General features: G+C 73.3%; 23 protein-coding genes. 20 read left to right on the forward strand and 3 right to left on the reverse strand.

Annotation, left to right across the window (positions count from 1 at the left end; translation table 11 throughout):
- Positions 1 to 31 precede the first annotated feature (31 nt).
- From ACIBEC_RS30695 to ACIBEC_RS30705, 3 genes are read left to right on the forward strand one after another with little or no spacing between them, the layout of a single operon-like run.
- On the forward strand, positions 32 to 580 hold the full coding sequence (locus ACIBEC_RS30695; RefSeq protein WP_360500669.1) for a hypothetical protein: 549 nt from the start codon (positions 32 to 34) through the stop codon (positions 578 to 580).
- Positions 581 to 612: 32 nt separating this feature from the next.
- Positions 613 to 2,508, forward strand: a complete 1,896-nt coding sequence (locus ACIBEC_RS30700) for a glycoside hydrolase family 15 protein (protein ID WP_396289369.1) — start codon at positions 613 to 615, stop codon at positions 2,506 to 2,508.
- Between the two features lie 14 nt (positions 2,509 to 2,522).
- On the forward strand, positions 2,523 to 4,652 hold the full coding sequence (locus ACIBEC_RS30705; RefSeq protein ID WP_360500667.1) for a hypothetical protein: 2,130 nt from the start codon (positions 2,523 to 2,525) through the stop codon (positions 4,650 to 4,652).
- Positions 4,653 to 4,856: 204 nt separating this feature from the next.
- Here ACIBEC_RS30705 and ACIBEC_RS30710 read toward each other — a convergent pair whose 3' ends face one another.
- Positions 4,857 to 6,005 carry a helix-turn-helix transcriptional regulator gene (locus ACIBEC_RS30710; protein WP_360500665.1) on the reverse strand — a complete coding sequence of 383 codons (1,149 nt, stop codon included), beginning with the start codon at positions 6,003 to 6,005 and terminating at the stop codon, positions 4,857 to 4,859.
- Between the two features lie 3 nt (positions 6,006 to 6,008).
- On the reverse strand, positions 6,009 to 6,431 hold the full coding sequence (locus ACIBEC_RS30715) for an NUDIX domain-containing protein (protein WP_360500662.1): 423 nt from the start codon (positions 6,429 to 6,431) through the stop codon (positions 6,009 to 6,011).
- A 177-nt stretch (positions 6,432 to 6,608) separates the two neighbouring features.
- On the opposite strand from ACIBEC_RS30715, the gene ACIBEC_RS30720 reads away from it, so the two are divergent.
- From ACIBEC_RS30720 to ACIBEC_RS30795, 16 genes are all read left to right on the forward strand, one after another.
- Positions 6,609 to 7,427 (forward strand): TauD/TfdA family dioxygenase, encoded by an 819-nt coding sequence (locus tag ACIBEC_RS30720; RefSeq protein WP_360500659.1) that lies wholly within the window; start codon positions 6,609 to 6,611, stop codon positions 7,425 to 7,427.
- Between the two features lie 148 nt (positions 7,428 to 7,575).
- Positions 7,576 to 7,743 carry an FxLD family lanthipeptide gene (locus ACIBEC_RS30725; protein WP_360500656.1) on the forward strand — a complete coding sequence of 56 codons (168 nt, stop codon included), beginning with the start codon at positions 7,576 to 7,578 and terminating at the stop codon, positions 7,741 to 7,743.
- 95 nt (positions 7,744 to 7,838) lie between these two features.
- A complete protein-coding gene (locus tag ACIBEC_RS30730) occupies positions 7,839 to 10,841 on the forward strand; it encodes a lantibiotic dehydratase (protein WP_360500654.1) in 3,003 nt (1,000 codons plus the stop codon).
- Positions 10,838 to 12,097: a lanthionine synthetase C family protein gene (locus ACIBEC_RS30735; protein WP_360500651.1), complete on the forward strand. Its 1,260-nt coding sequence runs from the start codon at positions 10,838 to 10,840 to the stop codon at positions 12,095 to 12,097. Before ACIBEC_RS30730 ends, ACIBEC_RS30735 begins: the two co-directional genes overlap by 4 nt.
- 23 nt (positions 12,098 to 12,120) lie before the next feature.
- On the forward strand, positions 12,121 to 14,208 hold the full coding sequence (gene fxlM, locus ACIBEC_RS30740) for a methyltransferase, FxLD system (RefSeq protein WP_360500649.1): 2,088 nt from the start codon (positions 12,121 to 12,123) through the stop codon (positions 14,206 to 14,208).
- A 5-nt stretch (positions 14,209 to 14,213) separates the two neighbouring features.
- Positions 14,214 to 15,368 (forward strand): hypothetical protein, encoded by a 1,155-nt coding sequence (locus tag ACIBEC_RS30745; RefSeq protein ID WP_360500646.1) that lies wholly within the window; start codon positions 14,214 to 14,216, stop codon positions 15,366 to 15,368.
- 165 nt (positions 15,369 to 15,533) lie between these two features.
- Entirely contained in the window at positions 15,534 to 16,907 is a 1,374-nt protein-coding gene (locus ACIBEC_RS30750; protein ID WP_360500644.1) for an NUDIX hydrolase, read from the forward strand.
- Positions 16,904 to 17,383, forward strand: a complete 480-nt coding sequence (locus tag ACIBEC_RS30755) for an NUDIX domain-containing protein (RefSeq protein WP_360500641.1) — start codon at positions 16,904 to 16,906, stop codon at positions 17,381 to 17,383. The genes ACIBEC_RS30750 and ACIBEC_RS30755 overlap by 4 nt, the downstream gene beginning before the upstream one ends.
- The gene (locus tag ACIBEC_RS30760; RefSeq protein WP_360500638.1) at positions 17,380 to 18,273 is read left to right on the forward strand and encodes an aminoglycoside phosphotransferase family protein; all 894 of its coding nucleotides are present in this window, start codon (positions 17,380 to 17,382) and stop codon (positions 18,271 to 18,273) included. The genes ACIBEC_RS30755 and ACIBEC_RS30760 overlap by 4 nt, the downstream gene beginning before the upstream one ends.
- Before the next feature lie 33 nt (positions 18,274 to 18,306).
- Positions 18,307 to 18,792, forward strand: a complete 486-nt coding sequence (locus ACIBEC_RS30765) for an NUDIX domain-containing protein (RefSeq protein ID WP_360500635.1) — start codon at positions 18,307 to 18,309, stop codon at positions 18,790 to 18,792.
- A gap of 1 nt (position 18,793) precedes the next feature.
- Entirely contained in the window at positions 18,794 to 19,039 is a 246-nt protein-coding gene (locus tag ACIBEC_RS30770) for a hypothetical protein (RefSeq protein ID WP_360500632.1), read from the forward strand.
- A gap of 42 nt (positions 19,040 to 19,081) precedes the next feature.
- Positions 19,082 to 19,666 carry a class I SAM-dependent methyltransferase gene (locus tag ACIBEC_RS30775; RefSeq protein WP_360500629.1) on the forward strand — a complete coding sequence of 195 codons (585 nt, stop codon included), beginning with the start codon at positions 19,082 to 19,084 and terminating at the stop codon, positions 19,664 to 19,666.
- A gap of 40 nt (positions 19,667 to 19,706) precedes the next feature.
- Positions 19,707 to 21,701 (forward strand): ABC transporter ATP-binding protein, encoded by a 1,995-nt coding sequence (locus ACIBEC_RS30780; protein ID WP_360500626.1) that lies wholly within the window; start codon positions 19,707 to 19,709, stop codon positions 21,699 to 21,701.
- Positions 21,702 to 21,770: 69 nt separating this feature from the next.
- Entirely contained in the window at positions 21,771 to 22,853 is a 1,083-nt protein-coding gene (locus ACIBEC_RS30785; RefSeq protein WP_360500624.1) for a hypothetical protein, read from the forward strand.
- A 177-nt stretch (positions 22,854 to 23,030) separates the two neighbouring features.
- Positions 23,031 to 23,669, forward strand: a complete 639-nt coding sequence (locus ACIBEC_RS30790; protein WP_360500621.1) for a DUF5753 domain-containing protein — start codon at positions 23,031 to 23,033, stop codon at positions 23,667 to 23,669.
- A 38-nt stretch (positions 23,670 to 23,707) separates the two neighbouring features.
- Positions 23,708 to 24,580 carry a protein phosphatase 2C domain-containing protein gene (locus tag ACIBEC_RS30795; RefSeq protein WP_360500618.1) on the forward strand — a complete coding sequence of 291 codons (873 nt, stop codon included), beginning with the start codon at positions 23,708 to 23,710 and terminating at the stop codon, positions 24,578 to 24,580.
- Positions 24,581 to 24,702: 122 nt separating this feature from the next.
- Here ACIBEC_RS30795 and ACIBEC_RS30800 read toward each other — a convergent pair whose 3' ends face one another.
- Entirely contained in the window at positions 24,703 to 25,194 is a 492-nt protein-coding gene (locus ACIBEC_RS30800) for a hypothetical protein (protein ID WP_360500616.1), read from the reverse strand.
- Positions 25,195 to 25,457: 263 nt separating this feature from the next.
- On the opposite strand from ACIBEC_RS30800, the gene ACIBEC_RS30805 reads away from it, so the two are divergent.
- Positions 25,458 to 26,192 carry a phytanoyl-CoA dioxygenase family protein gene (locus ACIBEC_RS30805; RefSeq protein ID WP_360500613.1) on the forward strand — a complete coding sequence of 245 codons (735 nt, stop codon included), beginning with the start codon at positions 25,458 to 25,460 and terminating at the stop codon, positions 26,190 to 26,192.
- The last annotated feature ends 80 nt before the right edge of the window (positions 26,193 to 26,272 follow it).

A 26,272-nucleotide genomic window follows, 5' to 3' on the forward strand; every position in this document is an offset into this window, starting at 1 on the left:
AGGGCCGCACCCCTTCGAACACAGAGACCAGATGACCACACCACCCACCCACCACCCCCTCGCCCTCGGGCGTGCCTCCGGCCGCCGCGAAGGCGGATCAGAGCGACTGCGCTACATCGAGGCGCCGGAGCCGTTCGAGCCGGACGGCCTGCCGTCGGTGTTCCTCGCCGGGGCGACTGTCGGCTGCCCGGACTGGCAGTTGGAGGCGGTCGACCTGCTGGCGAGCGCCGGCTTCGACGGCACCGTCCTCAACCCACGCCCCTCCCGCAACCCCGCCACCAGCCCCTACGCCGCGTGGGCGCCGTTCGGCTGGCAGGACACCAACATCCGCCGCACCGGCGTCGTCCTGTTCTGGAACCCGATCGGCCACGTGCGCGTGCACGACTGCTACGAGGCCGGCCTGTTCTCCCCCTACGGCGGAACAGTGGTCGTCGGCTCCGACCCGGCCGACCCCGTCCAGCGGGCCAACCGCGTCCTGCTCGACCACCGCATGCCGTGGCTGCCCGTCGCCGACACGCTCTCGGAGACCGTCACCGCCGCCCTCGCCGCGCTCGCCACCCCGGCCGCGGTTCGCGGCTGACCACCACCATCCCGCCCAAGTACAGGACTTCCATGCTCCGCGCCCCTGCTCCGTTCCGGATCGAGGACCTCGCCCTCCTCGGCAACACCCGCACGGCCGCCCTGGTCCGCCCGGACGGCGCCATCAACTTCGCCTGCCTGCCCGACTTCGACTCCCCGGCCGTGTTCACCGCGATGCTCGGCGGCGAGGAGCACGGCTTCTGGCGCATCGGCCCGGCCGTCTACGACGGCTCCCCGCCCCCGTCCGCCGACCGCCGCCAGTACCTGGGCGACACCCTGGTACTGCGCAGCGAGTTCGACACCGGCACCGGCACCCTCGCGATCACCGACTTCATGCCGGCGCCCACGGTCACCGACGACGCCGAACCGCAGATCATCCGGATCGTCGAATGCCTCAACGGCGTGGTGCAGGTCGCCTCCGTCTTCCGGCCCCGCGCCGACTACGGCGCCACCACGCCGCGCATCGAGCGGGTCAACCACGGCACCCCGCGGCTGTCGGCGACCTCCTACCCCGACTCCGTCTGGCTCGACGGCGCCCACCACACGGTCAACGGGAGTGGGGTGTGCCGGGCCGACATCACCCTCCACGCGGGGCAGAGCAGCACGTTCGCCCTGACCTGGACGCCATCCCATCGGCCTGCCCCGATCCCGCCCGACCCGTTCGCCGAGCTGGACGCGACCGTGGAGTACTGGGAGGAGTGGGTGCGCGCGTGTACCTACCGCGGTCCCTACCGCGAGGCCGTGGTGCGTTCCCTGCTCACTCTCAAAGCCCTGTGCCACCCGGGCGGCGGCGTCGTCGCCGCGCCGACCACCTCCCTGCCCGAGCAGCTCGGCGGTGAACGGCAGTGGGACTACCGGTTCGTGTGGCTGCGCGACAGCGCGCTGACCATCGCCTCGCTCATCCGACACGGCCTCCTGGAGGAGGCCCGGCGCTGGCGGCAGTGGCTCCTGAACACGGTCACCCCCGAACGCCTCCAACCGATCTACCGCCTCAACGGCGACACCGACCTGGACGAGGAAGTCCTGGACCACCTCCCCGGGTACGAGAACTCCCGGCCGGTACGGATCGGCAACGGGGCCGCCGGCCAGCTCCAGCTCGACGTGTTCGGCGAACTCGCCGACACCCTGCTGCTCGCCGAGGACGCGGGCCTGCCGCCCCACCCGCAGATCGACGCCCTGCTCCTCGCCCTGACCGAGCAGGTCGAGCGGCGCTGGCGGGAACCGGACGAGGGGATCTGGGAAATCCGCGGCAGGGCACAGCACTTCACCCACTCCAAGGTCATGTGCTGGGTCGCCGTGGACCGCACCCTGCGGCTACTGGAGCGCCGCAGCGGCATCGACCACGCCGTCCTGGTCCGCCTCGCCGCGCTGCGCGAGGAGATCCACCACGACGTCTGCACCCTCGGCATCGACGCCGACCGCGGGGTGTTCACCCAGTACTACGGCGGCCAGGCACTCGACGCCTCCCTGCTGCTGCTCCCCCAGGTCGGCTTCCTCCCAGCCGACGACAAGCGGGTTATCGCCACCACCGAGGCCATCCAGCGCGACCTCACCGAGCACGGCCTGGTCCTGCGCTACGCCACCCACGAGGAGCCCGGCAGCAACGTGGACGGCCTCGCCGGCCACGAAGGAGCCTTCCTCGCCTGCTCGTTCTGGCTCTCTGACAACCTCGCCGCCATCGGCCGCACCGACGAGGCCCGCGAGCTGTTCGACCGGCTCCTCACCCTGCGCAGCGACCTCGGCCTGCTCGCCGAGGAGTACAACCCCCGTCTGCGGCGCCAAGTCGGCAACTACACGCAGGGCTTCTCGCACTGGACCCTGGCGGACGCCGCTCCCCGAGTCGCTCCCGGACTCCAGAGGCCGCAGCCCGTACCGCCCGCGTTCCGGGCAGCCATCGAGCGGTCCCGACGCGCCGTCGTGGGCGCGTAGTGGGCGGGGGCGAGGTGCGCAACACCGTCGACGGCTCCGAGGTGCGGGTCGCCGTCAAGGCCGGGCACATCCACGGAGGCGTGCACCTCCACCCTGGACCGACCCCGCCGCCGGCACCGGTTCCGCGCCAACTCGCCCCCGTGCCCGCCGTCTTCACCGACCGGGACGAGGCCCTGCGGTCCCTGGACGCCTGCCTCGGCCAGGCCGCAAGCCGCGAGACGGCACCGGTCGTCGTGATCACCGGACCGGACGGCGTCGGCAAGCGGGCCCTCGCCGCGAAGTGGGCCCACCAGTTGGCCGGCCGGTACCCGGACGGCCAACTGCTGGCGCGGCTCCGTGGCGAATCCCCGGGCGGCCCGGCCAGAGCCGCCGAGGTCGCGCGGTCGCTGCTGCGCTCGCTCGGCCTCGGCGAGCAGGCGCCGCTGCCCTGGGCCGAGCAGGACCTACTCGGCCTGTGGCGCTCCGAGACCTCCCAGCGTCGCGTGCTGGTGCTGTTGGAGGACGCGGCCGACGCCGGGCAGGTGCTGCCGCTGGTGCCGGCGGCGCCGGGCTGCCTGGTCCTGGTCACCAGTAGCGAGCCGCTGCCGGTGCTGCTGGCTCGCGGCGCCGTTCACCACCGCCTCGAACCGCTCGCGGCCGAGCACGGCCTGCGGCTGCTGTCGCGGATCGTCGGGGAAGAGCGCACCCGGCGTGACCCGGACGGGGCGGCGGCCCTCGTCGGGTTCCACAGGGGGATGCCGCTGGCCATCGCGCTCGCCGCCGCCGACCTTGTCCTCCAGCCGGACCTGCCGCTGCGCGCCGGCCTACCCGCACCTTCCCCGTCAGGACCGACCAGATCGGACAACCCCGTGCGCGCCGCCGTCGACACCGCCCTCGCCTACCTGTCGCCGCGCGAAGCCGGCTTCCTGCGGCGGCTCGCCTTGGTCCCGGCCCCGGACCTGGACCTCGCCTCCAGTGCCGCCGCGACCGGCACCACCCGCGACCAGGCCCGTGTGCTCCTCGCCGAGCTGACCGCCCGGGGCCTGCTCGACACCGCCCACCGTGCCGTCGTCCGCGGCGGGCTCTACACGCTCCGCCCCACCGTCCGTACCGCCGCCATCGGCGTCGGAGCACCTGCGAGGCTGGCCGCCGACGAAGCCTGCGCCAGCTACCTCACGCACCTGCTCCAGGCCGCCCGCGCCTGCGCCCAACTCCTCACCCCGCACCACCGTGCCCTACCCCGCCCCGCCCTGCTGGAGCGCCCGGTCGAACCCCTGCGCTTCACCAACCGGCACGAGGCCCTCGCCTGGCTGGAGGCCATCGCCCCCGCTATCGGCGCGGCCATGATCACCGCTGTCGACTTCGACGACCCCGCGATTGCCTGCGCGCTCGCCTCCGACCTCTGGCCCCTCTTCCACTACCACCGCGACGTCACGATGTGGATCATCGTGTACGAGGCCGGGCTGCGCGCCGCGCTCCGCATGGGCGACCCGATGGCGATCCGCGAGATGTCCTCCACCCTCGCGCTCGGCCTGGTCGCCGCCGGCCGCCACTCGGAGGCCGCCACCCACTACTCCAGAGCCGCCGCCTTGGCCCAGGCGGCAGGCGACCGCGCCGGAGTCGCTCAGTACACCTCCGGCATCGGAGCGGCCCTCCACGACGCAGGGCTCAATGACGAGGCCCAGTCCTTCCTCGGCGAAGCCTTCGGCCACTTCACGGACCTGGGCGACCGCCGAGGCGCCGGGCTCGCCGGGATGCTCCTCGCCTCCGCCGCCGCCCGCCAAGGCCACGTCGACTTCGCCCTCCCCGTCCTGCGCATGGCGCGGGCGGATCTCACCGGCCTTCAGCAGCCGGACCCTCTCAACGCCGCAAGGGCGCTGGCCTACCTCGGTGAGGGCTACTCCTTCGCCGGTCAGCACGACCTCGCCGCAGCAACGCTCGTCGAGGCTCGACGCGAGTTCGCGGACATCGGCCACCGCCACTGGATCGCCCGCAGCACCGAGTTCCTCGGACAGGCCGCCGAACGAGCCGGACTTCCGGCCATCGCCCTCGGCTGGTACACCGCAAGCCTCAACCAGTACACCGGGCTAGGCAGCGGCCGGGACGCAGCACGCCTGACCAGACGCCTGGCCCACCTCGGCCCTGGCGCGCCCTGGCAGCCCTGACAAACCGGCATGCCTGCAGCACGTCCACCTGTCCCTGACGATCCGGCACCGCGGAGAAACCTGATGATGACCTTCGACACCGCCAGTGAGGTCCGTCGGCGGCATGCCCTGATGTGCTCCGGCCCGGTGGCCGGCTGGCGATCCGGTGCCGTGGTGTGGCGGGTACGCAGCAGCAGGAGCATCACATCTCGAGGTTGCTTCGGGTCAGGCCGCTATGTCCGCCCTCAGCCGGTCGAGGGTGCCCTGTGCTTGTTCGCGGATGTCGGGGAGCCTGTCGCTGGCGCGGATGACTCGCTGGACCTGGTGCGGCAGCCGGTGCAGTTCGGCGCCCTGCAGGGCCGCGCGCATCTGTTCCCCGGCCGCGTCCCGGTCCCCGCGGCGCAGCAGGATCTGGCCTGCGGTGATCGCGGAGATGATGCGCCATTGCGGGCTGGTCTGGAAGCCGGGTGCGGGTGCGCGTTCGAGGAGTTCGACGGCGCCGGGAACGCGGCCGGTGGCAGCAAGGCCGCGCAGCTGCACCTCGTGGAGGGTGAACTCGGAGAACAGCGGGGTGACGCTGGCGGTGTCGAGCAGGCGTCGGCTTTCGGCGACGGCATCGTCGAACACGGTCGTGGCGCCGGCTGTTCCGGCGGCGCGGGCGAGGAGGATGACGGCTGCGGCGCGGTCGTCGGGGGTGCGGGAGAGGTCTCGGGCGCGGCCGAGGCGTTCCAGGGCGGCGTGGTGCAGGCCGGCTTTGCGCAGTTCGTTGCCGTGGTGGCGCAGGGCGTGGGCGTGCAGGGCCCGGTCGTCGAGGCGGCGGGCGATGGCGACGCCTTTGCCGGTCCAGCGTGCTGCGGTAGCGAGGCGTTCTTCGGGCAGGACGTGGCCGAGGGCGACGCCGAGGCCGACGCGGGCGCGGGCGAGCAGGCGCAGGACGTCGGTGTCGGTGTGGCCGTCGGCGGCGCGGGCTTCGAGGCGGGCGACGAGGGGCCAGAGTTCGTCGACGGCGGCGGCGGCCTGTCCGGCTTGGCGGGCGATCTCGGCCAGGCGCAGGACGCTCTCACCGAACTGGATCATGGCGTGGTGGTCTCCGTCGGCGTCGTCGGTGATGCCGAAGACGTGGGGTGGCAGGCCGAGGCTCTGGGCGATGTGCCGCAGCGCGCCGATGTCGGTGATGGTGCGGCTTCCGGTCTCCACTCGGGAGATGTAGCTGGTGGAGTAGCCGAGGAGGGTGCCGAGTTCCTCCTGCGGGAGCTGGTTGAGCTGCCGGTAGAAGGTGAGGATCTCGGGCAGGCTGCGGCGGCGCAGGATGTCCTGGGCCCGGGGGGTCGTCCAGTGCCAGCGGATGCCGCCGTGCGGGTCGCGGCGTGCCACCGGTCAGGCCCGGCCCTGCAGTTCGTACCAGCGGGCGATGGAGTCCTTGTAGCCCTGGGGCATGACCAGGCCGGGCACCTCGTCGCGGTGGAAGAGCGCGGCTTCCTTGTGCTCGTGGCTGACGACCGGCGGCCGGTGGGCGTCGGTGGCGGTGCAGCCGTAGGTGACGATGAAGACCTTCCGGCCGGGGATGGGCTCGTACATCCACACGTCCAGCAGCGCGTCGGCGGCGGCCGTCCACCCGCTTTCCTCGCGGATCTCGGTCTCCACCCGTTCCTCCGGCGTCTCGGGGCCTTCCAGCTTTCCGCCGGGCAGCTCCCACTCGGCCCGTTCGTTCTTCAGAAGCAGCACTCGCCCCTGCGGGTCGAGGACGACGCCCTTGATCGAGATCGGGAAGGCCGGCGGTACATAGGGCTGTTCAGTCATCTCTACTTCCACGGCGCACGGAAGGGTACGGGCCCGTCGAACGTAGCAGTCGGCCGCCGCCGCACGCTTATGCGCTGCAGTAATCGATCTTTGACAGTTTGTCACTTCACTCGGGGCGGGTGCGCCCGCCACAGTGTGTCCTCTCCCATCCGCCCGTTCTCACGAGGGGGATCCTCCATGCCGTCTTCCGGTACCACGCTGCCCGCCACGGACGAAGAGTTCACCCTCGGCGCGTTGGGTGGTGACGGGTTGGAACGTGCCGCGGCCGTGCTGCGCGAGCGGGGCCTGGTGCGGCTCTCTCGCCTCGGCGGTCGCAGCGATGTGCTCGACGCGGCGGCGACACTCATGTCCGCGCGGTGGCGGCACCGCGACGCCGATCCGGACGGATTGACCGTCATTCGCGACACCGGCCGGCACAGGGGTCGGACGGGCTTCGCCGGCCTAGGACGCGGCGACCTTGCGCTGCACACCGAGTGTGCCCAGCTGCCCCGACCGCCGCGGCTGATGCTTCTGGCCTGTGCGCGGGCCGCCGAGGAGGGCGGCGAGAACCTGGTGGTGGACGGCCGGGCCGTCCTCGCCGAACTGGCCGCCTCCCACCCGACCGCGCTGGAGGCCCTCTCGGCGCCGCGGGCCGCGTACTTCGGTGGATCGGACGGACACTTCGCCCCCATCCTGGAGCACCTGCCCGACGGGCGATGGCGTCTTCGGCTTCGCCAGGACGAGCTGGCCCGGTTCTCACCCGAGGCTGAGGCCCACCTGCCTGTCCTGCGCCGAGCCGTCGAGCGCCACACCACCTGCCTGCGCCTGGCCTGTGGGCAGGGCCTCGTGCTGGACAACCATCGTGTCCTGCACGGCCGTACCCGCTTCACCGGGGAGCGGCTGCTGCTGCGGGCACTCGGCCAGCCGCACCTCTCGCTGGGCCTGGCCGCCGGATTCCCGGCCCCGTGGCCCGCACCCGGTTCGGTCGACACCGCGCCCCTGGTGGACCGGGGCTGACGGCGACCGCATCCGGGCGGCTTCTCGTCCACACGCGTTCCGGGAGGCCGCAACGATCGGCCCCGGACTCACCGACTCCTGGTGATGCGAGGCGCATCTCGCGCCCCGACGCCAGGTCCCGCAAGGGATGACCCAACAGGAGGAACACATGGCCCAGAAGATCGCCGCCGAGACCAAGGCCGCCCCGGTCGCCGTCACCGACGAGTTCGACCTTGACGTCCGCACCGTCGAGACCACCGACGCGGCCAGCCTGCAGGTCCTGACCGACGACGGCTGCGGCGCCACCTGCGGCGCCTGCACCACCGGCGTGCACTGACCCATCCGGCTGGTGCCCCGGGGAGCCCCCCGGGGCACCAGCCGCACCGGCCGCCGCCCCGTCCCGATCCGCCCCGATCCCGAGGTCCGCCACCCATGCGCCCAACCGCTTCCACGGCTTCCTACCGCGCCGCCGGCGTGGCTCTCGTGCGTGCCGTCGCGCACCCCGCTCCTGCGGTGCCCGCCTGGCCGGACCTCGACGGCGCGGGGCAGGCCGACCGTCAGCTGCAGTGGCTGCGCGAAGTGTGGGCGGAGCCGAGCCTCGCCGAGGCCCTTCAACAGGCCAGCCCTGTCCTCGCCCAGCAGGTCCGGCAGCTCGCCGCCGCCGACGGCCCCGAGCCCCGGAGGGTGCGGCACGCGGCACTCTCCACCGCTCGCTACGTGCTGCGTGCTTCGGGCCGCGCCACCCCGTTCGGCTTCTTCGCCGGCGTGCAGGGCGCCTCCTTCGCCCCGGTGTCCGCCCTGCGCTGGGGGCGCGAACACCGCGCCACCCGTACAGTCTCGGCGGCGCGGCTCGACGGGGCGGTCAGCCAGTTGGAGCGTCTCCCGGGCCTCCTGGACCTCCTGGACGTGGTCGCGAATAACACCGTTCAGGTGCGCGGCGAGCGCCTCGTCGTTCCGCACCGCCCGCTCGCCCGGCCCGGCCTCGGCACGGCCGCCGCCGAGACGACCCTGCGCCGCACCCGTCCCGTCGCACTCGCTGTGGAGGTCGCCCGCGACCCGGTCCGCTTCCGCGACCTCGCCGAGAAGGTCGGCGTCGAGTTCCCCGCCGCGTCCGCTGAGCAGGTCACGAGCGTCCTGACCGAGCTGGTCGCCCACCGTGTGCTGATCACCAGCCTGCACGCGCCGGCCACCGACCCCGACCCCGTCGCTCACCTGCACACCACGGTGGAGGGAGCGGGTGCCGCCGAACTGCCGGGCGTCGCCGAGATCCTGGACAACCTGCGCACCGCCGGCACCGGCCCCGCGGGGTCGGCCGTCGACCTGCGGCTGGACGCCGAGATCGTCCTCCCGCAGGCCGTGGCCGACGAGGCCGCCCGCGCGGCCCTCCTCCTGACCCGGCTCAGCCCGGCGCCCAAGGGACCGGCGCCGTGGCGGGCCTACCACCAGCGCTTCTACGAGCGGTACGGTCGGGGCGCGCTGGTGCCGCTGCTCGACGTGGTGGCGGACAGCGGGATCGGCTGGCCCGACGGCTACCCAGGCGTGCGGCCCGCCGACAGGCCGCGGTTCGACGAACGCGACGAGCTGCTCGCCGCCCTCGCCCAGCGCGCGGCGCTCGACGGTGAGCGCGAGGTCGTCCTGGACGAAGCCCTGCTCGGCTCGCTCGACCTTGCCGGGGACGAACTGCGGGTTCCCCCGCACCTGGAGATCATCGCCCGTATCCACGCCCGCACCCGGGAGGACCTCGACCGTGGCGCCTTCCGCCTGGAGGCCGTCACGGCGTCCCGCGCGGCCGGCGTCTCGGTCGGTCGCTTCCTCCACCTCCTCGATCCCGCGCACCGGGCCGCGTTCACCGGCCTGATGACCAGTCTGCCGACGATGGACGAGCACGCCGTCACCGCGCAACTCTCGTATCCGCCACTGGACGGGGCGAGCGGGCACGTCGCCCGCAGCATCGCCACCGGCCAGCTGGTGATCACCCTCGCCGAGCACCGCCCGTCCGCCGATGGCGTTCTCGGGCCCGAGGACCTGGCGGTGGGCTGCGACGGGCGGCGCATGTACCTGGCCGCGCCGGCGCTCGGTGTGCGGATCGAGGCCGCTGCCGCCCACGCCCTGAACCTGCGCACCCACACCCCGCCGCTGGCCCGGCTGATCACCGAGCTGTCCCGCGCCCACACCGCGCAGGTCACCCGCTTCTCCTGGGGCGCCCTCGGCGCGCTGCCGTTCCGGCCCCGGCTGCGGCACGGCCGCGTCATCGTCTCCGCGGCCTCCTGGCGCCTGAACCGATCCGAACTCCCCACCGCGAACACCGGGTTCACCGAATGGGACGAGACGCTCTCGGCATGGCTGGCGCGGCGCCGCGTCGCCCGGCACGTCACGCTGACCGCCGACAGCCAGGGCCTGCCTCTGGACCTCGACCATCCCGGTCATCGCGTCCTGCTGCGCGAGCACCTGCAATCCGCCCCGCATGCCGTCCTCGTCGAGGCCCCCGACCCGGCGGACCTCGGCTGGGCCGACGGCCGGGCCCACGAGGTCGCCATTCCGGTCACGGCCACCCGGGCCCCGGCCTGGCCGCGCCTGCCCGCGCCAACCCCGGACCGGATCCTGCGGCGCGGCCACGGCGACGCCCCCGCCGCCTCCCCGGTGCTCCTCGCCTCGCTCTACGGCGACCTGGAACGCCAGGACACCGTCCTCGCCCGCCACCTGCCCGACCTACTGGAGCGCCTCGGCAACCCGAAGTGGTGGTTCGTCCGCTTCCGTGACCCACGCCAGCACCTGCGGCTGCGGATCGCCTTGTCGGATCCGGCCGCCTTCGGGCCCGCCGCCACTGTGATCAGTACTTGGACTGCCGAACTCCACCACGCCGGGCTGCTGTCCGAGGTCGTGTACCCGACCTCCTACGCGGAGACCGGCCGGTGGGGCGAGGGCCCCGCCTGGGCCGCCGCCGAGCAGGTCTTCCGCACCGACTCCACCGCTGTGCTCGCCCAACTGTGCCGGCCCGCCCTCCCCGGACGGCACGCGCTGCTCGCCGCGCAGGCGGTCGCCATCGCGGCCGGCTTCACCGGCTCGGCCACCGCGGGGCTGCGCTGGCTGGTCGCCAATGTCCCCGCCAAACCCCCGGCGCCCGTCGCCCGGCCGGTGTTCGCGGAGGCAGTTCGCCTCGCGGATCCCGCCGACGGCTGGGCCGCGTTGCGCGACGAAGCGGGCGGCGCCGCCGTCATCGACGCCTGGGCGGAGCGCCACCAGGCCCTCGACGCCTACCGCTGCTTCTTCCCCGGCCCCCACACCCAGGGGGTGGAGGCGGACGACGTCCTCGGCTCGCTGCTGCACTGCTCCTACGTCCGCGCACACCGCATCGACTTCGACGACGAGGCCCGGGTCCTGTACCTCGCCCGCGCTGCCGCGCTCGCCCGCCTGTCCCGGGACGGTGACCTGTGAACACCCCGCACCCAGCGCTTCGGCTGTCCGACCGGATCGCCGAACTCCTCACCGACCCGGCAGCTGCCCCCGTGGCTTGGTCGTCGCGCCCGCAGTGGCGCCAGTCCCTTGCCCACGGCGCCCCGGGCATCGCCCTGCTGCACATCGAGCGCGCCGCTACGGGCCTGGGCCCGTGGGAGCCAGTGCGGGCCTGGCTGTCGGTCGCGGCCGGCGTCCCGGTCACCAGCGGGACGGACAGCTACCTCTACTACGGTGCCCCGGCGCTCGCCCATGCCCTCACCTGCGCCGCCCAGGCCCACCCCGGCACCTACCAGCGAGCCCTCGAGCACCTCGACCAGGTCGTGGCCGCCGACGCGGTGCGCCGCTGCGAGCAGGCAGAGGCCCGGACCGAGCGCGGCGACCTGCCGTGGCTCGCCGAGTTCGACACGATCCGGGGGCTGGCCGGCATCGGCTCGGTCCTGCTGCGCCGGGCCCCCGGCGGGGAGCCAATGCGGCGGATCCTGGCCTGCCTGGTCCGTCTGACCGAGGACCTCAAGCACGACGGGGAGGTCCTGCCCGGCTGGTGGACACTCGCCGGTCCATCCGGCAAGACGGACAGCCGGTTCCCCAAGGGTCACGCCAACTCCGGCCTCGCGCACGGGATCGCCGGGCCGCTCGCACTCCTCGCCCTCGCGCTTCGGCGCGGCATCGAGGTCGACGGCCAGCGCGAGGCGATCCGCATGATCCTTGCCTGGCTGGAGCGCTGGCGCGACGGCCCCGCCTGGCCGTACTGGATCACCCCCGCGCACCTGACCGGCCCAAACCGCAGACCGCTCGCGCCGCAGCGGCCGAGCTGGTGCTACGGCACCGCCGGCATCGCCCGCGCCCAGCAGCTCGCCGCCCTCGCCCTCGGCGACCAGCGCCTTCGCCACGACGCCGAAAGCGCGCTGGCCACCGCGCTGGTCGACCCGAAGGGCCTCGCCGCGACCACCGACCTGTCCGCCTGCCACGGCTACGCCGGGCTCGCCCACATCGCTCACCGCGCGGCCAGCGACGCCTCCCCGCGCAACGCCGACCGGCTGCGCTCGGCTGCTGCCCTTCTCCTGGACACCACCCACCCTCCGCACGCCGACCCGGACGAGGAGGCCCGTCGCCTCCTGGCGAGCGCGGGCCCGGCCTTCCTGGAAGGTGCCGCCGGCACTGCCCTGGCCCTGCTCGCCCCCGCCACCGGATGCACCCCCGCGACCCGCTGGGACGCCTGCCTGCTCACCTCCTGACCACCCGACCAAGGACCGATCCGATGACCACCGGCTGGATCCAGCACGACCTCACCTTCGCCGACCCCGCCACCGTCGAACAGACCGCCGCCCACCACCTGGCCCCCGTGCTCACCTTCGCCCAGGACAACGGCGACCTGGACGGCTGGTGGTACATGCGCAAGAAGGGGCTGCGACTGCGCTACCGGGCCGCCGCCCCCGTGCCCGTCTTCACCTCCCTGCTGGACACCCTCGCCGAGGAGGGCCTGCTCACGGGCTGGGCCACCGTGATCTACGAGCCCGAGACCGAGGCGTTCGGCGGCCCCGAGGCCATGGAGATCGCCCACCGCCTCTTCCACGCCGACAGCCGCCACCTGCTGTCCCGGGCCGCAGAGCCGAACCCGCCCGCCCTCGGCCGCACCGAGACCATCGTCGTCCTCACCTCCGCCATGCTCCGCGCGGCAGGACTCGACTGGTACGAACAGGGCGACGTGTGGGCCCAGTTCGCGATGCTCCGCGACACCCCGGCACCCGTGGCCCCCGAACGTGCCGTAACCCTGGCCGCGGCGATGCGCCACCTGATGCGCCTCGACACCTGGGCTCTCACCCGCGACACCGCCCCGCTCGCCCATCACGGCGGCTGGGTCCACGCCTTCGAACAGGCCGGCCAGGACCTCGCCCGCCTCGCCCGCGACGGCCACCTCACCCGCGGGCCCCGGGCGGTCCTCGCGCACCACCTCCTCTTCCACGCCAACCGCGCCGGCCTGCCGGTCGACCACCAAGCCGCCATGGCGGCACGGGCGTTGGACGCCGTCTTCCACTCCGACGAGGGCCCCGCGCCCTCGATGTCCACCATCCGCACCACTACTAGGGTCACCCACATGACTACTCTCAGCAGCGACACCGCTTCCGCCGCCCCGACCGCCGAGGAGCTGCGCGCCGCTCTCACCGACCGTCTGCTCGAACAGGGCGCCATCCGCACCACCGCGGTCGAGAACGCCTTCCGCACCGTTGCCCGCGAGCACTTCCTGCCCGGCTTCCCGCTGGAGACCGCGTACGCGGACAACCCCACCTACACCAAGGCCGACGGCTCCGGCACGCAGATCAGCGCCGCCTCCCAGCCCGCGATCGTCGCCCTGATGCTGGAGCAGCTCGACCCGCAGCCCGGCGAGAAGATCTTCGAGGCCGGAGCCGGCACCGGCGTCAACGCCGCCTACATGGGCCGCATCGTCGGCCCCGACGGGCACGTGACGGCCGTGGACGTGGACGAGGACCTCGTCGACGGCGCCCGCAAGCACCTCGCCGACGCCGGAATCACCAACGTCGAAGCCATCCTCGGCGACGGCGCCCTCGGCCACCCGGCCGCGGCCCCGTTCGACCGCGTGATCGCCACCGTCAGCACCAGCGAGATGCCCACCCCGTGGCTGGAGCAGGTCAAGCCCACCGGCCGGATCGTGCTGCCGCTGCGGCTGCGCGGCACCGCCTCCCGGACCATCGCCTTCGAGCGCCGTGAGGACGGCTGGGTGTCGGTCGACGACCAGCTCGCCGTCTTCATGCCGCTGCGCGGCAGCATGGACGACGCCCGCCGCACCCTCCACCTCACGGGCGAGGGCGACGTCACCCTCCAGGTCCACAAGGACCAGGACGACGCGGTCGACGCCTCCATGCTGCTCGGCGTCCTCGACAGCGGACGCCACGAGACCTGGACCGGGGTGACCATCCCCGGGGGCACCACCTACGAGTACCAGGACCTGTGGCTGGCCCTGACCCTGCCCAACTCCCTGATGCGGATGAGCGTCACAGGCTCCGCACGCGAGCGCGGCGTCGTCACCCCGATGTTCGGCTGGGGCGCCATGGCCACCGTCCAGGACGGCTCCCTCGCCTACCTCACCCTGCGCCCCGGCGAGCCCACCACGGAGGGCCGCAAGACCTACGAAACCGGCGTCATCGGCCACGGCCCCGACGGCGCCGCGCTCGCCGACCTCGTCTCCGAGCAGATCCGCATCTGGAACACCGGCTTCCGCAACCGGAGCCTGCGCATCGCCCTCCCCGACACCCCCGCCGCCGACCCGGCGGCCGGCCACTTCGTCCTGGAGCGCCCGAACCACCCGATCACCGTCACCTGGGAGTAGCCGCCGTGCACCCGACCGGACCCGTCGCCCGGCGCTTCCCGCTGGTCGCCAGGATCCGGCCCGCGTGCCTGCCTCTGAAAGCCCGTGTCGGCCGGCTCCGCGAGCTGGCCGACACGGCCTCCCAACAGGCAGACCCGGGCCAGGCATCCACCGTCTTCAACCAGACAGCCCTCCTCGCCTCCGATCTCGGCCTGCCCGACTACGCCCGCGAGCTGTGCCACCGCCACGCCGACCTCTACCTGCCCCGCAGCCCGCTCCCGGCGATGAGCGCCATCCGAGGGCTCGAGCCGATCGTCAACCTCGCCCGCCTCCACATCCGCGCCGGCCACCACCAGCGCGGCCACCAGCTCCTCCTCGACCTCTACCGATCCGTCACCAACACCACCGAGACCGTCCTCGACGGCATCACCGTCCCGGCCGAACTGACCGCGACCGACGACCAGCGCGCCGAGGTGAGGGCGTGGCTGTGGCGGGTCGTCCTCGCCGACGGCACCCGTGCCCTCACCGCCGCCGGCCGCTGGAAGGATGCCCTGCGACACATCGAGGAGCACCGAGGCATCGGCCGGCGCATCCTCGACGGCCGTCAGGTCGCTGTCCTCGCCGCCGTCACGGCCGACGACCGGCCGGGCGCCCTCGCCCTGCTGGAGGACACCGAGCCGGGCGATGCCTGGGAGGACGCGGTCACCGTAGTGCTCACCGCGCTGTGCCGCCCCGGCGACCGGCACGCCGCCGAGAAGGCGATCGGCCACTGGCTTGCCCTCGACGACGCCGAGGGCTTGGCCGTCTTCCACACCCGCCTCGCCCTCACCGCCTTCGACGCCGCCGGCCCGGACACGCCCGCGGCCCGAAACCTGCTGCGGCAGCTGACCCGCCGAACGAGTGAATCCGGCGACGGCTACGCGACCCGCGATCTCCTCTCCCACCCCGGCGTCCGCGCCCGCCTGGACACCTGCACGGCAACTGCACTCGAACGGGCGCTCGCCGCCTGCGCACTGGACTCCGGCGCCCTGCCCGCCGCCCTCCGCCGCGGCCTGGACGACTCCCTGGACGGCGCCGGGAAGGTGCTCGAAAACAACCCGTTCGACCCGGGCTCGCCCGGAGGTAATCCACTTGAACAAGGCCGTCGAACAGCACCATCATCGGACGCTTCCAGTCCGTAGCGCGCTCGTCAACTTGGCCCGAAAGTAGCTGAGTTGATGATTCCGCATGCGCCACCCCGACGTTCCGCACGTCCGAGTGCCCGACCCGTATCCGCAGGATCTGCGGCCGGTCCCGGCCCCCGAACAGCGGGCCGTGCCCGCCCGAGCGACCAAGGAGTACAACCGGTGATCGACTTCGGTGAACTGACCGCACTGGCCGCCCGCGAGGGCAGAGAGCGGATCGGGGTAGGCGTGGTGGTCCGCGACGCCTCGGGGCGGATCCTGATGATCCGCCGCAGCCCCCACGACGTCCTGCCCGGCCTGTGGGAGTACCCGGGCGGAGCCCGCGAGGCGGGCGAGGGCGTGGAGGAGGGTGCGGCACGCGAACTGGCAGAGGAGGCCGGGCTCGCCGGCCTGCCGCTGGAGTACCTGCGCCACCTCGACTTCACCAACCAGTCAGGGCGTCGGGTGAGGCAGTTCGTCTTCACCACCACCGTCCCCGACGGCACCCCGGTGGTCCTCTCCAAAGACCACGACGACCACCAGTGGGCGGCCGTGGACGCTCTCCCACACACCGGCGACGGCCAGCGAGAGGTGATCGAGTGGCTCACCCGCCGCCTGGCGATCCCCGGCTGGCGGCCGGTCGGCGGCTACGTCACCACCATCGCCCGCCCCACGGCCTACGGCAGCTTCCTGGTCACCGACCCGCAGGGCCGCATCCTCGGCATGCGCTCGACGATCAACCCGGACGTGTGGAGCTTCCCCGGCGGCAACGTCGAGCACGGCGCGACACCCTTCAGCACCGCGCTGATCGAGGCCGTTGAAGAGCTGGGCCTCGACTTCGCCGCAGAGAATCCCGAGGTCATCGCCCAGCGGCGACTGGTCGCCGTCATCCACGAGCAGGCCGGCACCTCGTACCCGGTGCCGGTCTGCGGGTATGTCTTCGACGGCGGTGTCCTCGACGCCGAGCAGCAGTCGCGGATCCGCCTCGACCCCGCCGAGCACACCGAGTTCCGGTTCGAGAGCGCCCACGACTGGCGCGCGCTCATGGACCCGGACCGCTACCAGCGGCTGCGGCAGGTGCTGCGCGCCCACCGCTCCGGCGTCACGCTCTACCTGGAGCGCCCCGCCCCGGCCGACGACGACTTCGAAGGCGTCCTCGTCTTCGTCACCGGCCGCGAGGGCCGGCTGCTGATGAACCTGCGCGAGGACAGGCCGGGCCCGTGGCCTGGCTACTGGACGCCGATCGGCGGCTGGCGCGAGGGACGGGAGACGGCCGAGGAGACCGCGGTGCGTGAGGTCCTGGAGGAGGCCGGGATCGCCGTCTCCGGTCTGCGGGCCCTCCCCAGCCCGCACCACGACCACGGCCTCCCTCTCACCCGTGTCCTGCACGGCGTCTGGGACGGCCCCGAGAGCGACCTGCGGCTCGGCGACGAGGGCCTGGCCGTGCGTATGGTTCCCCTCGACGAGGTCCCGCTGCTCAATGTCCCGCCCTACATGCACCACTACCTGGCGCTGCTCGCCGACGCGGCCGGCCTGCCGTCCGGGAGGACCGCGTGAACCCGCACACCGCCGCGCCCGCCGCCGGGGCGGACCCCGTGACGCTCGTCGTCGGCGTCCACCTCGTCCTGACCGACCACCACGGCGCCGTACTGCTCGGCCGACGTCGCAACACCACCTACGCCGAGAACCAGTGGCACGTTCCCGCTGGCCACATGAAGCCGGGCGAACGGGTCACCGCCTCGATGTGCCGCGAGGCCGAGGAGGAACTGGGCATCACCGTCGCCGAGGCCGACCTCGTCCTCGTCCACACGCTGCACCACCTCGACGCCGACGACGGCCGCAGCCGCATCCAGCTGTTCTTCCGCCCCACCCGCTACCGGGGGCGGATCCGCAACGCCGAGCCGGACAAGTGCTGGGAGCTGCGGTGGTGGCCGCCGGACGGGCTGCCAGCCGACACCGTGCCCTACACCGCGCACGCCCTCGGCGAGATCGCCCGCAGCAGCACGCTGTCGACCGTCGGGTGGGACGCGTGAGCGGCCCGGCCGTCCCGCAGGCCGTGGACCGGCTGCTGCGCACAGCAGCAGGCCGGTACGCCCTACGGGGGACGCATTCGCGCAGCCGGGCCGGTGACCCGGTGGTCTGGGAGGTCGTCGACGACGACGGGCACCGGCTGTTCGCCAAGCGCCACAAGAACGCCCTGATGCACCGGCGCGAAGCCTCTGCCTACCGCCACCTCGCACCGGCCCTCGGCCCCGGCCGGGCCCCGGCCCTGCTCGCCGAGGACCCCCTGTCGCTGCTCGTCGTCACCGCGGCGCTGCCCGGCACCCCGGCCATCAAAACCGCGCTCACCGCTGCCGAGGAGTGCGAGGTATACCGGCAAGCCGGGCAGCTCGCGGCCCGGATCCACGCCCACCCGGTCACCGACGGCGCCGTCGTCGGTGACCGGCTTCCTTGGGGCGAGGAGCGCGAGCGGGCGCTGTCCCGCGCCCGCGACGCCCGCCTGTCCGCCGAGGACGTCGAGGTCCTGGCCGAGGCCACCCGCACCGAACCACCAGGCTTCCCGATCGCGACCTGCCACGGCGACTTCGGGCCGCGCAATTGGATCATCAACCGCGACAGGGACAGCCGACTCACCGTCGGGGTGATCGACTTCGAACGCAGCCAGGCCGAGGAGCCCGTGCGCCGCGACCTTATGCGGGTCATGCTCCAGCTCACCCCCCACCGCCCCGACCTGCGCACCGCGTTCCTCACCTCCTACGGGCGCACCCTCACCGCCGACGAGTGGGCCGCGTGCCGGGCCTGGGCCGCGATCGACTGCCCCGCCGCCCTGCGCTGGGCCCTCGACCACCACCACGACGAAGAGGTCCTCGGCTACGCCCGCACCGTACTGGAGCTGCTGCGCAGTCCGAACACCTCTGCGTGAAAACCCCTTCCCCCGCACCTGGTTGGAGCATCCATGCAGTCCCTGCGTCAGGCCGTCTGCGTCATCGTCCACGACAAGAAGGCGGACAAGGTCGCCTGCGTCCACTACGCCAACGACTCCTGGTCCACGGTGCCCGCCTGGACCATCCCCGGCGGCAAGGCCGAGGAAGGCGAACGCCTGGACGAGGCCGCCGCCCGCGAGCTGCACGAAGAGGCCGGCATCACCGTCGCCCCCGAGGAGCTGCGACTGGTCCACACCATTCAGGTCCGCCAGGGCTGGGACGGCAAGGGCCCCTTCCTGCTCAGCGTGTTCGCCACGACCAGCTGGGACGGCGAGCTGACGAACATGGAGCCGGAAAAGCACCTCGCCGTCCAGTGGGAGCCGGCGGACGCGCTGCCCGGCCCGATGTTCCCCACCTCGCACGCCGCCCTCACCGCTTACCTCTCCGGCGACAACCGGGGCTTCTCCACCCACGGCTGGGGCCCCACGGATGACCTGCGCGCCCTGGTCGGGGCCTGACATGACCGGTCGTCACCGGCGCCCACCCCCGCCAGGCCAGGCCGCCCTGCCGCCCGACGTCGACCTACGGCTGCTCGCCATCACCCAGGGCCGCACCGTCACCGACGAAGGCGTCGTCGCTCTTCCCGGCGCCGCGTACCCGTACGCCTACCGCACCCTGTACCGGCCCGACGGCACCGTCGACCGGCTCCTGGAACGCCTGGCCCCCGGCCCGTTGTACCCACCCGGCCCGGGCCCCGCCGACTAGCCCCGACGACCGCCACGCTGCCCACCACCGGAAGGAACAGCCGTGCTCGACACCGATCAATGGAACGACCACTACGCGCAGGGGAAGAACTTCCGGCCCGTCACCGAGCAGGAGGTCGAACTGCTCGCCGGCCATCTCGGCCCGGGGGCCGGCCGCCGGGCGCTCGACCTGGGCTGCGGAACCGGCGAGTACGCCGCCGTCCTCCACGGCCTGGGCTTCACCACCACAGGCGCCGACTTCTCCAAGGTCGCCGTCACCACAGCCCAGGACCGCAACCAGGACCGCGACGGCCTCGACTTCCAGCTCCTGGACATCAACCGCGGCGGCCTCTCCCTGCTCCCGGCGGCCGGTTACCACCTGGTCACCTTCCGCCTGGTCCTGCCCTTCGTCGACCTCGTGCCCACCATCGCCTGCGCCCGCAACCTCCTCGTCCCCGGCGGCAGGTTGCTCGTCACCACCCCAGTCACCGAACGGCAGACCCCCGGATACCGCTCCAGCGGGCTGCCCACAGCCGACATCGATCTCCTGCTCTCGTTCGGCTGGGCCGCCGTGACCGAGTACCCGCTCGACGGCCTCCTCTGCCTCCTGCTGACCACCCACCCCGTCCCGGAGGCCACCAGCCGATGACGGCACCGCCCCGCACCGTCCGCCCAGTTGAGGAGAGCGCTTGAGGACCCGCCCGACCGAACCCCCGACCGACGAGAGCGTCTCCGACAGCGAGCAGTTCCTCTTCGGCGGCCGACTGCGCTACGACTACGGCTTCACCCACCACGAGCAGACCATGCTCAAGATCGACTTTCTCACCGTCGCCCGCCAGATCCCCGGCATGCTCCGCACCGCCCTCGGCCTCGCCTGGCAGGCCGACCGCACCGCCCTGGTGGTCATCGCCGTCGCCGAGATCGGCCGGGCCCTGGCCGCGGCCTTCGGGCTCCTCGCCACCAACCGCGCGCTCGCCTCCCTGTTCGCCTCCGGCAGCGCCGACCAGCTGCTGCGCGCGGCTCTGCCCGCCGCGCTCGCCGTCGGCGGCGCCTCCGCGCTGTCCGCGCTCCTGGGCATCGCCTCCTCCTGGGCGGGCGGCCGGCTGGAGCCCAAGACCGAACGGGCGGCCACCGTCGCCTTCCTGCGCGGAGCAGCCCGCGTGGAGCTGGCCTCCCTGGAGGACCCGGAGTTCAGCAGGCTCCTGGAGTCCGCCAGGTTCGGCACCGCAGCGGTGCGGCGCCTCATCAGCCAGAGCATCGCCGTCCTCACAGCCCTGCTCGGCCTGGTGGCCGCCGGCGGGGTCCTGCTCACCCTCGACCCGGTGCTCATGCCGATGCTGGCCCTGATCGCCGCCCCGAAGGGATGGGGAGCGGTGCGCTCCGCCCGCCGCCGCTACGGCTCGATGATGGCCTGGCTCCAGCACCACCGGGCCTCCGCCATCCTCGCCCAGCTGATCACCCAGCCGCACTCCGCACCAGAGGTCCGCGTCCACGCCATCGGCCCGTTCATCCTCGGCCACTACAGCGCGATGGCCGAGGCGTCCGAACAGGAGCAGAACCGGCTCGCCCGCGCCGCCGCCGGCACCTCGATGCTCGCCTCCGCCCTGTCCGGGCTGGCCGCCGCCGCGACGTTCGCCGTCCTCGGCTGGCTCGTCCACGACGGGCAGATGGCCCTCGCCGTCGCCGGTACCGCCGTGGTCGGCATCCGCACCGGCGCCGCTGACATCACCTCCCTCGTGCGCACCGCGAACGGGCTGTACGAGGAGGCCCTGTTCGTCGCCGACCTGGAGCGCCTGCAGCGGGAGGCCGAGCGCCGCGCCATCCCCACCGGCGGCGCCGACCTCCCGCACCGACCGGACACCATCACCCTGGAGGGCGTCGGCTTCACCTACCCCGGCCGCAGCACCCCGGCCCTGACCGACATCACCCTCACGATCCCCCGAGGAAGGGTCGTCGCCCTGGTCGGCGACAACGGCTCCGGCAAGTCCACCCTCGTGAAGATCCTCTGCGGCCTCTACCTCCCCGACAACGGCCGCATCCTGTGGGACGGCACCGACACCGCCGGCGCCGACCGGGACCAGCTGTTCTCCTCCGTCGCCGTCCTCGAACAGGACTTCCAACGCTGGCCGTTCACCCTGCGCGCCAACGTCCTGGTCGGCCGCCCCGAGCACGGCGACGACCCGACCCTGCTCAAGGGCGCGGCCGACTACGCCGACCTGCACCCCGTCGTCGAGGCCCAGGCCAACGGCTGGGACACCCTCGCCGCCCGCGGCTTCCAGGGCGGCGTGCAGTTGTCCGGTGGCCAGTGGCAGCGCGTCGGTGCCGCCCGCACCCACGTCCGGGCCCTTACCAGCGGACCCGGCGGACGCCCCACCCACCTCGTCATCGCTGATGAGCCCACCTCCGCCCTCGATGCCCAGAGTGAGATCGCCGCGTTCACGCGCATCCGCGAACTCGCCGACCAGGGCCTCACCGTCATCCTGATCACCCATCGGCTCGGAGCGACCGCCGACGCAGACCTCATCCACGTCCTGCACGAGGGCCGCCTGTCCGAGAGCGGCACGCATGCCGAGCTCATGGCCGACCCCGACGGCGGATACCGGGCCGCTTACCTGCTTCAGGCCGGCCAGTTCGCCGCCCAGGTGCCCGGCCAGCGTGACCGCACGGCGGCCGAGCCCGCCTGACCGGGCATCCACCCGGCCGGGCCACCCGCAGCCGACCAACCCCAACAGGCCCACCACCAGGGAGACTCCATGCGATTGCGATTCGGCACCTACAACCTGTTCAACCTGGGCCAGCTCGCCTCGCGCGAGGAACGGGAGCGCTACGACCTGCTCGTGCAGGTGATACGCGGCCTGGACGCTGACGTCCTCGCCGTCCAGGAGATCATCGGACAGGACCCCGAGGAGGCCGCGGCTGTCCTGCGCCGCCTCGCCGACGACACCGGCATGTCCTGCGAGGCGACCCGCGCATCCAGCACGGTGCCCGAGCCCGCGCTCGGCAGCAGCCACCACAAGTTCCACCTCGGCCTGCTCTGGCGCCCCGGCTTCGAACCGTTGCCCGGCAGCCTGTGGACCTGCAGGGGCGGAGTGGACTTCTGGCACGCCATGACCACCGCAGTCTTCGACACCGGGACCGGGACGGCCGGGCAGGTCCGGCTCGGCTCCTACCACGCGGACCCGTTCCGGCCCCCGCAGCGGCTGAGCGAGGCGTACCGGGTGCTGTCCGCCTTCCAAGACGGCCTTCCCGGCGGGATCGGCGCCGACTGGAACGAGATCAGCGCCGACCGCCGGCCGACCGGCGCGTACTTCGACCCTGACACCCTGCCCGGCCAGACCCACCGCAAGGTCCGCTACCAGGCGCGATTCGACCCGGACAACCCGACCGCCTCACCCGTGTCCGACCGCGCCGCGACCACCCTCCTGCTCCAGCAGCCAGGCGGCCTCCTGGACACGGCCGCGGTGGCCGACGCGCCGTGGCTGCCCACCACCGGCCACTGGATCGACGCCGGGGGACGCTGCGAGAGCTTCGGGCCCCGCCGCATCGACACCCTGCGCGTCACCGCAGACCTGGCCCCCGCCGTCCGCGAGCACACCACCCACGGCGGGCCCCTGGGCCCGGTGCTCGCCGAGGTCGTCGACCGGCATCTCGCCGAAGGCCTCAGCTCGATCGCCGACAAGGCGTCCGCGGCAATCACCAAGCACCTGGCCACCAGCACGCTGACGGCGGCCGAACGGGCCAGCGATCACCTGCCCGTCACCACCGACCTCGACCTCACGGCGATCACGGCAACCACCCGGGCCACACCCCACCCATCAGCCAACGGACCCAGCTGACCGACGGAAGGCCGCCACCCGCGCACCACAGCCCGCAGCCACCGGCCCGATCACCGGCCAGGCCGGTGCCGGCGAACCGGGCCACCGCCGTTGCCGGGCGCACCCGCCCTACCGCAGTTGTCCCGGATCCCGTCCCGCCGCCGGCACCCCGGCCGCACCCATCCCATAGGAGGCGTCATGCCCGCACCCGGAAGCCCCGACCCCGCACACACCCACGTGGTTCCCGTGTCCGCTCCCGACTGGCGGGGCCTGCTGCGGCAGGGCACCGGCCCGATCCAGGCCGAGTTCCGCAGACTCGTCGAACAGACCACGCATTACCACGGGTTCAGCCCCGACCTCGTCTGGGGAAACCTGCAGACCCGCGACTACGCCAGGGAGGTCCTGCGGCTGGTCGCCGACCTGCACGACACCCCTCGCGACATCGACGCCGGAGCCGCCGAACGCGTCGCCCGCGCCCAGTACCTCGGGCAGGACGGACGCACCTACCACGTCCTGCTGGGTGAGCAGGCCCTGCTCACCGGCATCGGCGGCCCGGCCGTGATGCGCCCCCAGCTCGCCCGCCTCCTGGAGGCGACGGACCTGCCGGGCCTCACCTTGGGCATCATCCCCGCCCGCGCCCGCCTCCAGGTCTACCCGGGCGACGGTTTCGGGATCTTCGACGGCGCCCGGGTCGAGGTCGAGGGCTACCGCGGTGGCGAGACGATCACCGATGACCGTGTGCCCGTCTTCCAGCGGGCCTTCGACCGGCTCAAGCAGTCCGCGGTCTACTTCGACGACGCCCGCGCCCTCATCACCACCGCCCTGCAGAACACCTGATGACCGCCGTTTCCCCAGCCAGCGAAGGACAACTGTCCGTGCCTCCGACCCGACCGGCCCCCGCCCCGCACCTCCGTACCGGCGAGAGGCCCGGCCGCAACGACCGCCCCAGCGAGGACCGCATCCTGGCCACGCCCTCCGGCGACGCCTTCGTGGTCCTCGACGGAGTCTCCACCCTCTCCGACGACCGGCCCCGCGGCGGCTGGTACGCGGACACCCTCGGCAAGCTGATCGTCGACCGCCTCGCCGCGGGCCCGGGGGCGGAGCTGACCGACGTTTTGCACGACGCGATCTCGGCGATCACCCGCGAGTACGCGCTGACACCGGGGGCCTCGCCCGCCGCGACGGTGTCCGTCGTGCGCCTGGGCGACACGGTGGTGGAGGCGGCCGTCCTGGGCGACAGCCCCATCGTGGTGATCGGCCACGACGGCACAGTGCGAACGCTCACCGACACCCGTCTGGCGGAGCTGGTGGAGACCCGGCCGCAGGCCACCGAGTACCGGCGGCGCCTGGCCGCGGGCAGCGGCTTCGACACCCGGCACCACCAGCTGCTGGTCGAGCTGCGCGACGCCCAGATGGGATGGATCAACCAGCCGGGCGGCTACTGGGTGGCCGAGGCCGTCCCGGAGGCCGGCCGCCAGGCGGTCACGGCTACCTGGTCGCGAGCCGAGATCGCCCAGATCATCGCCGCCACCGACGGGGTCTCCAGCGCGGTCGACGACTACGGCCTGTACTCGTGGACGGAGCTGGCCGCCTCCTGCCGCGCCGACGGGCCGCAGGCCCTGGTCGACGCCGTCCACCAGGCCGAGGAGCGGGACGCCGACGGCCGGGCATGGCCCCGCTACAAGCCGAGCGACGACAAGGCCCTCGCCTACCTCGACCTCACGCCGGGCGGGACGCACGCTGTCTGAGCCCGCGCACGCACCTGCCGGGCGCGAGCGTCGCCGCTCGCGTCCGGCAGGCCGCCGTGGTCGCAGGCCGCCCCGGCCCGGCCGGAGGGCTGTAAGCTCCCCGCCGCCCGAGCGGATCGCGGTCACTGCCGGGCCGGTACCTGCGCGCCCGTGTCGTCCAGTGCCCAGGCCAGCCACTCCAGGCCCCACTGAAGCGGGGTTCCGCGCCGGTCGGTCAGCGCGGCCGGGACCTCGAACATGTCGGGCAGCGGCACGTGCTCGCGCAGCAGCGGCTCGGCCAGCTGCGCCAGCCACTCGTACCCGGGGACGCCTGTGTGGCCAGCGACGAACCCCTCGACCACCGCGGCGGCGCGCACCGGATCGCCGACCGTGGCTCGGATCTCCGTCTCCAGCACATCACTTACCCGGCCGGCGTGCTCGTCGGCAGCGGCCAGCAGGAGCAGCGCCAGCGCCTGCAGCCCGTGGACGGCGTACGAGTCGTACGGGCCCTCGTCGTCCTCCCAACGGGGTTCAACCAGTTCGGCCCCCCGCCACAGCGCGTCCGACCATCCGGCCGATCGTGCCTGCGCCGCCAGCGCGCCGGCCCTCCACCACAGCCTCTTCTTCTTGACCACTCTCGTCCCCTTCTCGGCAGCCCTGCCCTCACTATGCCCGGCCACGTGCAACAGCTGTCGCCGTTCCGCCTGACCCGGCAACCCCGCACTGGGGTCAGCGGCCGGGGAATCCGGTTGCCGACCGCACCCCGGTGCCGGGGCCTGGCCGCACGACCACCTCGCGCGGACCGGTGCAACCCGTGACTCGACCACGGACCGCGGCCCTGCGTGGGCCTACGGAAATCCTGTTGCCGCCACCAGCAGCGGCGCGCTTCCATCTACGGATGGAGACAACAACTCCGCAGCACCTCAACGAGTTTCGCGGCAATGGGTACGCCGTGGTGCCCGACGTCCTCACACCCGCCCAGGTGGCTTCGTGGCGCGCGTTGATTGCCCGGTACGTCGACCAGCAGCCGCCCGAGAACGGCCGGACCGGACCGTACTTCCTGTGGCCCGTACTCGCGCAGGACCCCGAACTGCGCGCTCTGTACGGCGACAGTGACGTCGCCGACATCGTCCGTCCCCTTCTGCGGAAGGACCTCGCACTGGCGGAACCGGAGGTCGCGCAGCTGGCGCTCACCCTGCCCCCGCACCCGCGTCACCCCCGCGCCCCGCACATCGACGGCCTCACTCCGACGGAGGAGGACGGCCGACCGGGAACGTTCACCGCGCTCGCCGGCCTGCTCCTGACTGACCAGCGCGACCGCGACCGGGGAAAGCTGTGGGTGTGGCCGGGCACTCACCTGCGCACCGGGGTGTGGCTGCGGGAGCATGGCGCCGACGCGCTGGCCACCGCGGTGCCGTACCCGCCGGTCGAGCTCGGCGAGCCGGTCCAGGTCACCGGAGCAGCCGGAAGCCTGGTCCTGGTGCACTACCTCCTGGCGCACAACATCGGCGGGCACTTCGGGACCGCCCGCGACGAGCGGCGCGAGACCGTATACTTCCGCCTGCGCGCAGGCGGCCACCGCGGGCGATGGCGCGAGGCCGTGACCGACCCGTTGACGGAGTTCGCCCGCTGACGTGCGAGGTCTGCGGACTGCGGTGTCCGCCGCCGACTTCCGCATGGCCACCACTGGGCCTTTCAGGTCTGCGACCGCCT

The sequence above is a fragment of the Kitasatospora sp. NPDC051164 genome, assembly GCF_044455625.1.
Classification (GTDB): Bacteria; Actinomycetota; Actinomycetes; order Streptomycetales; family Streptomycetaceae; genus Kitasatospora.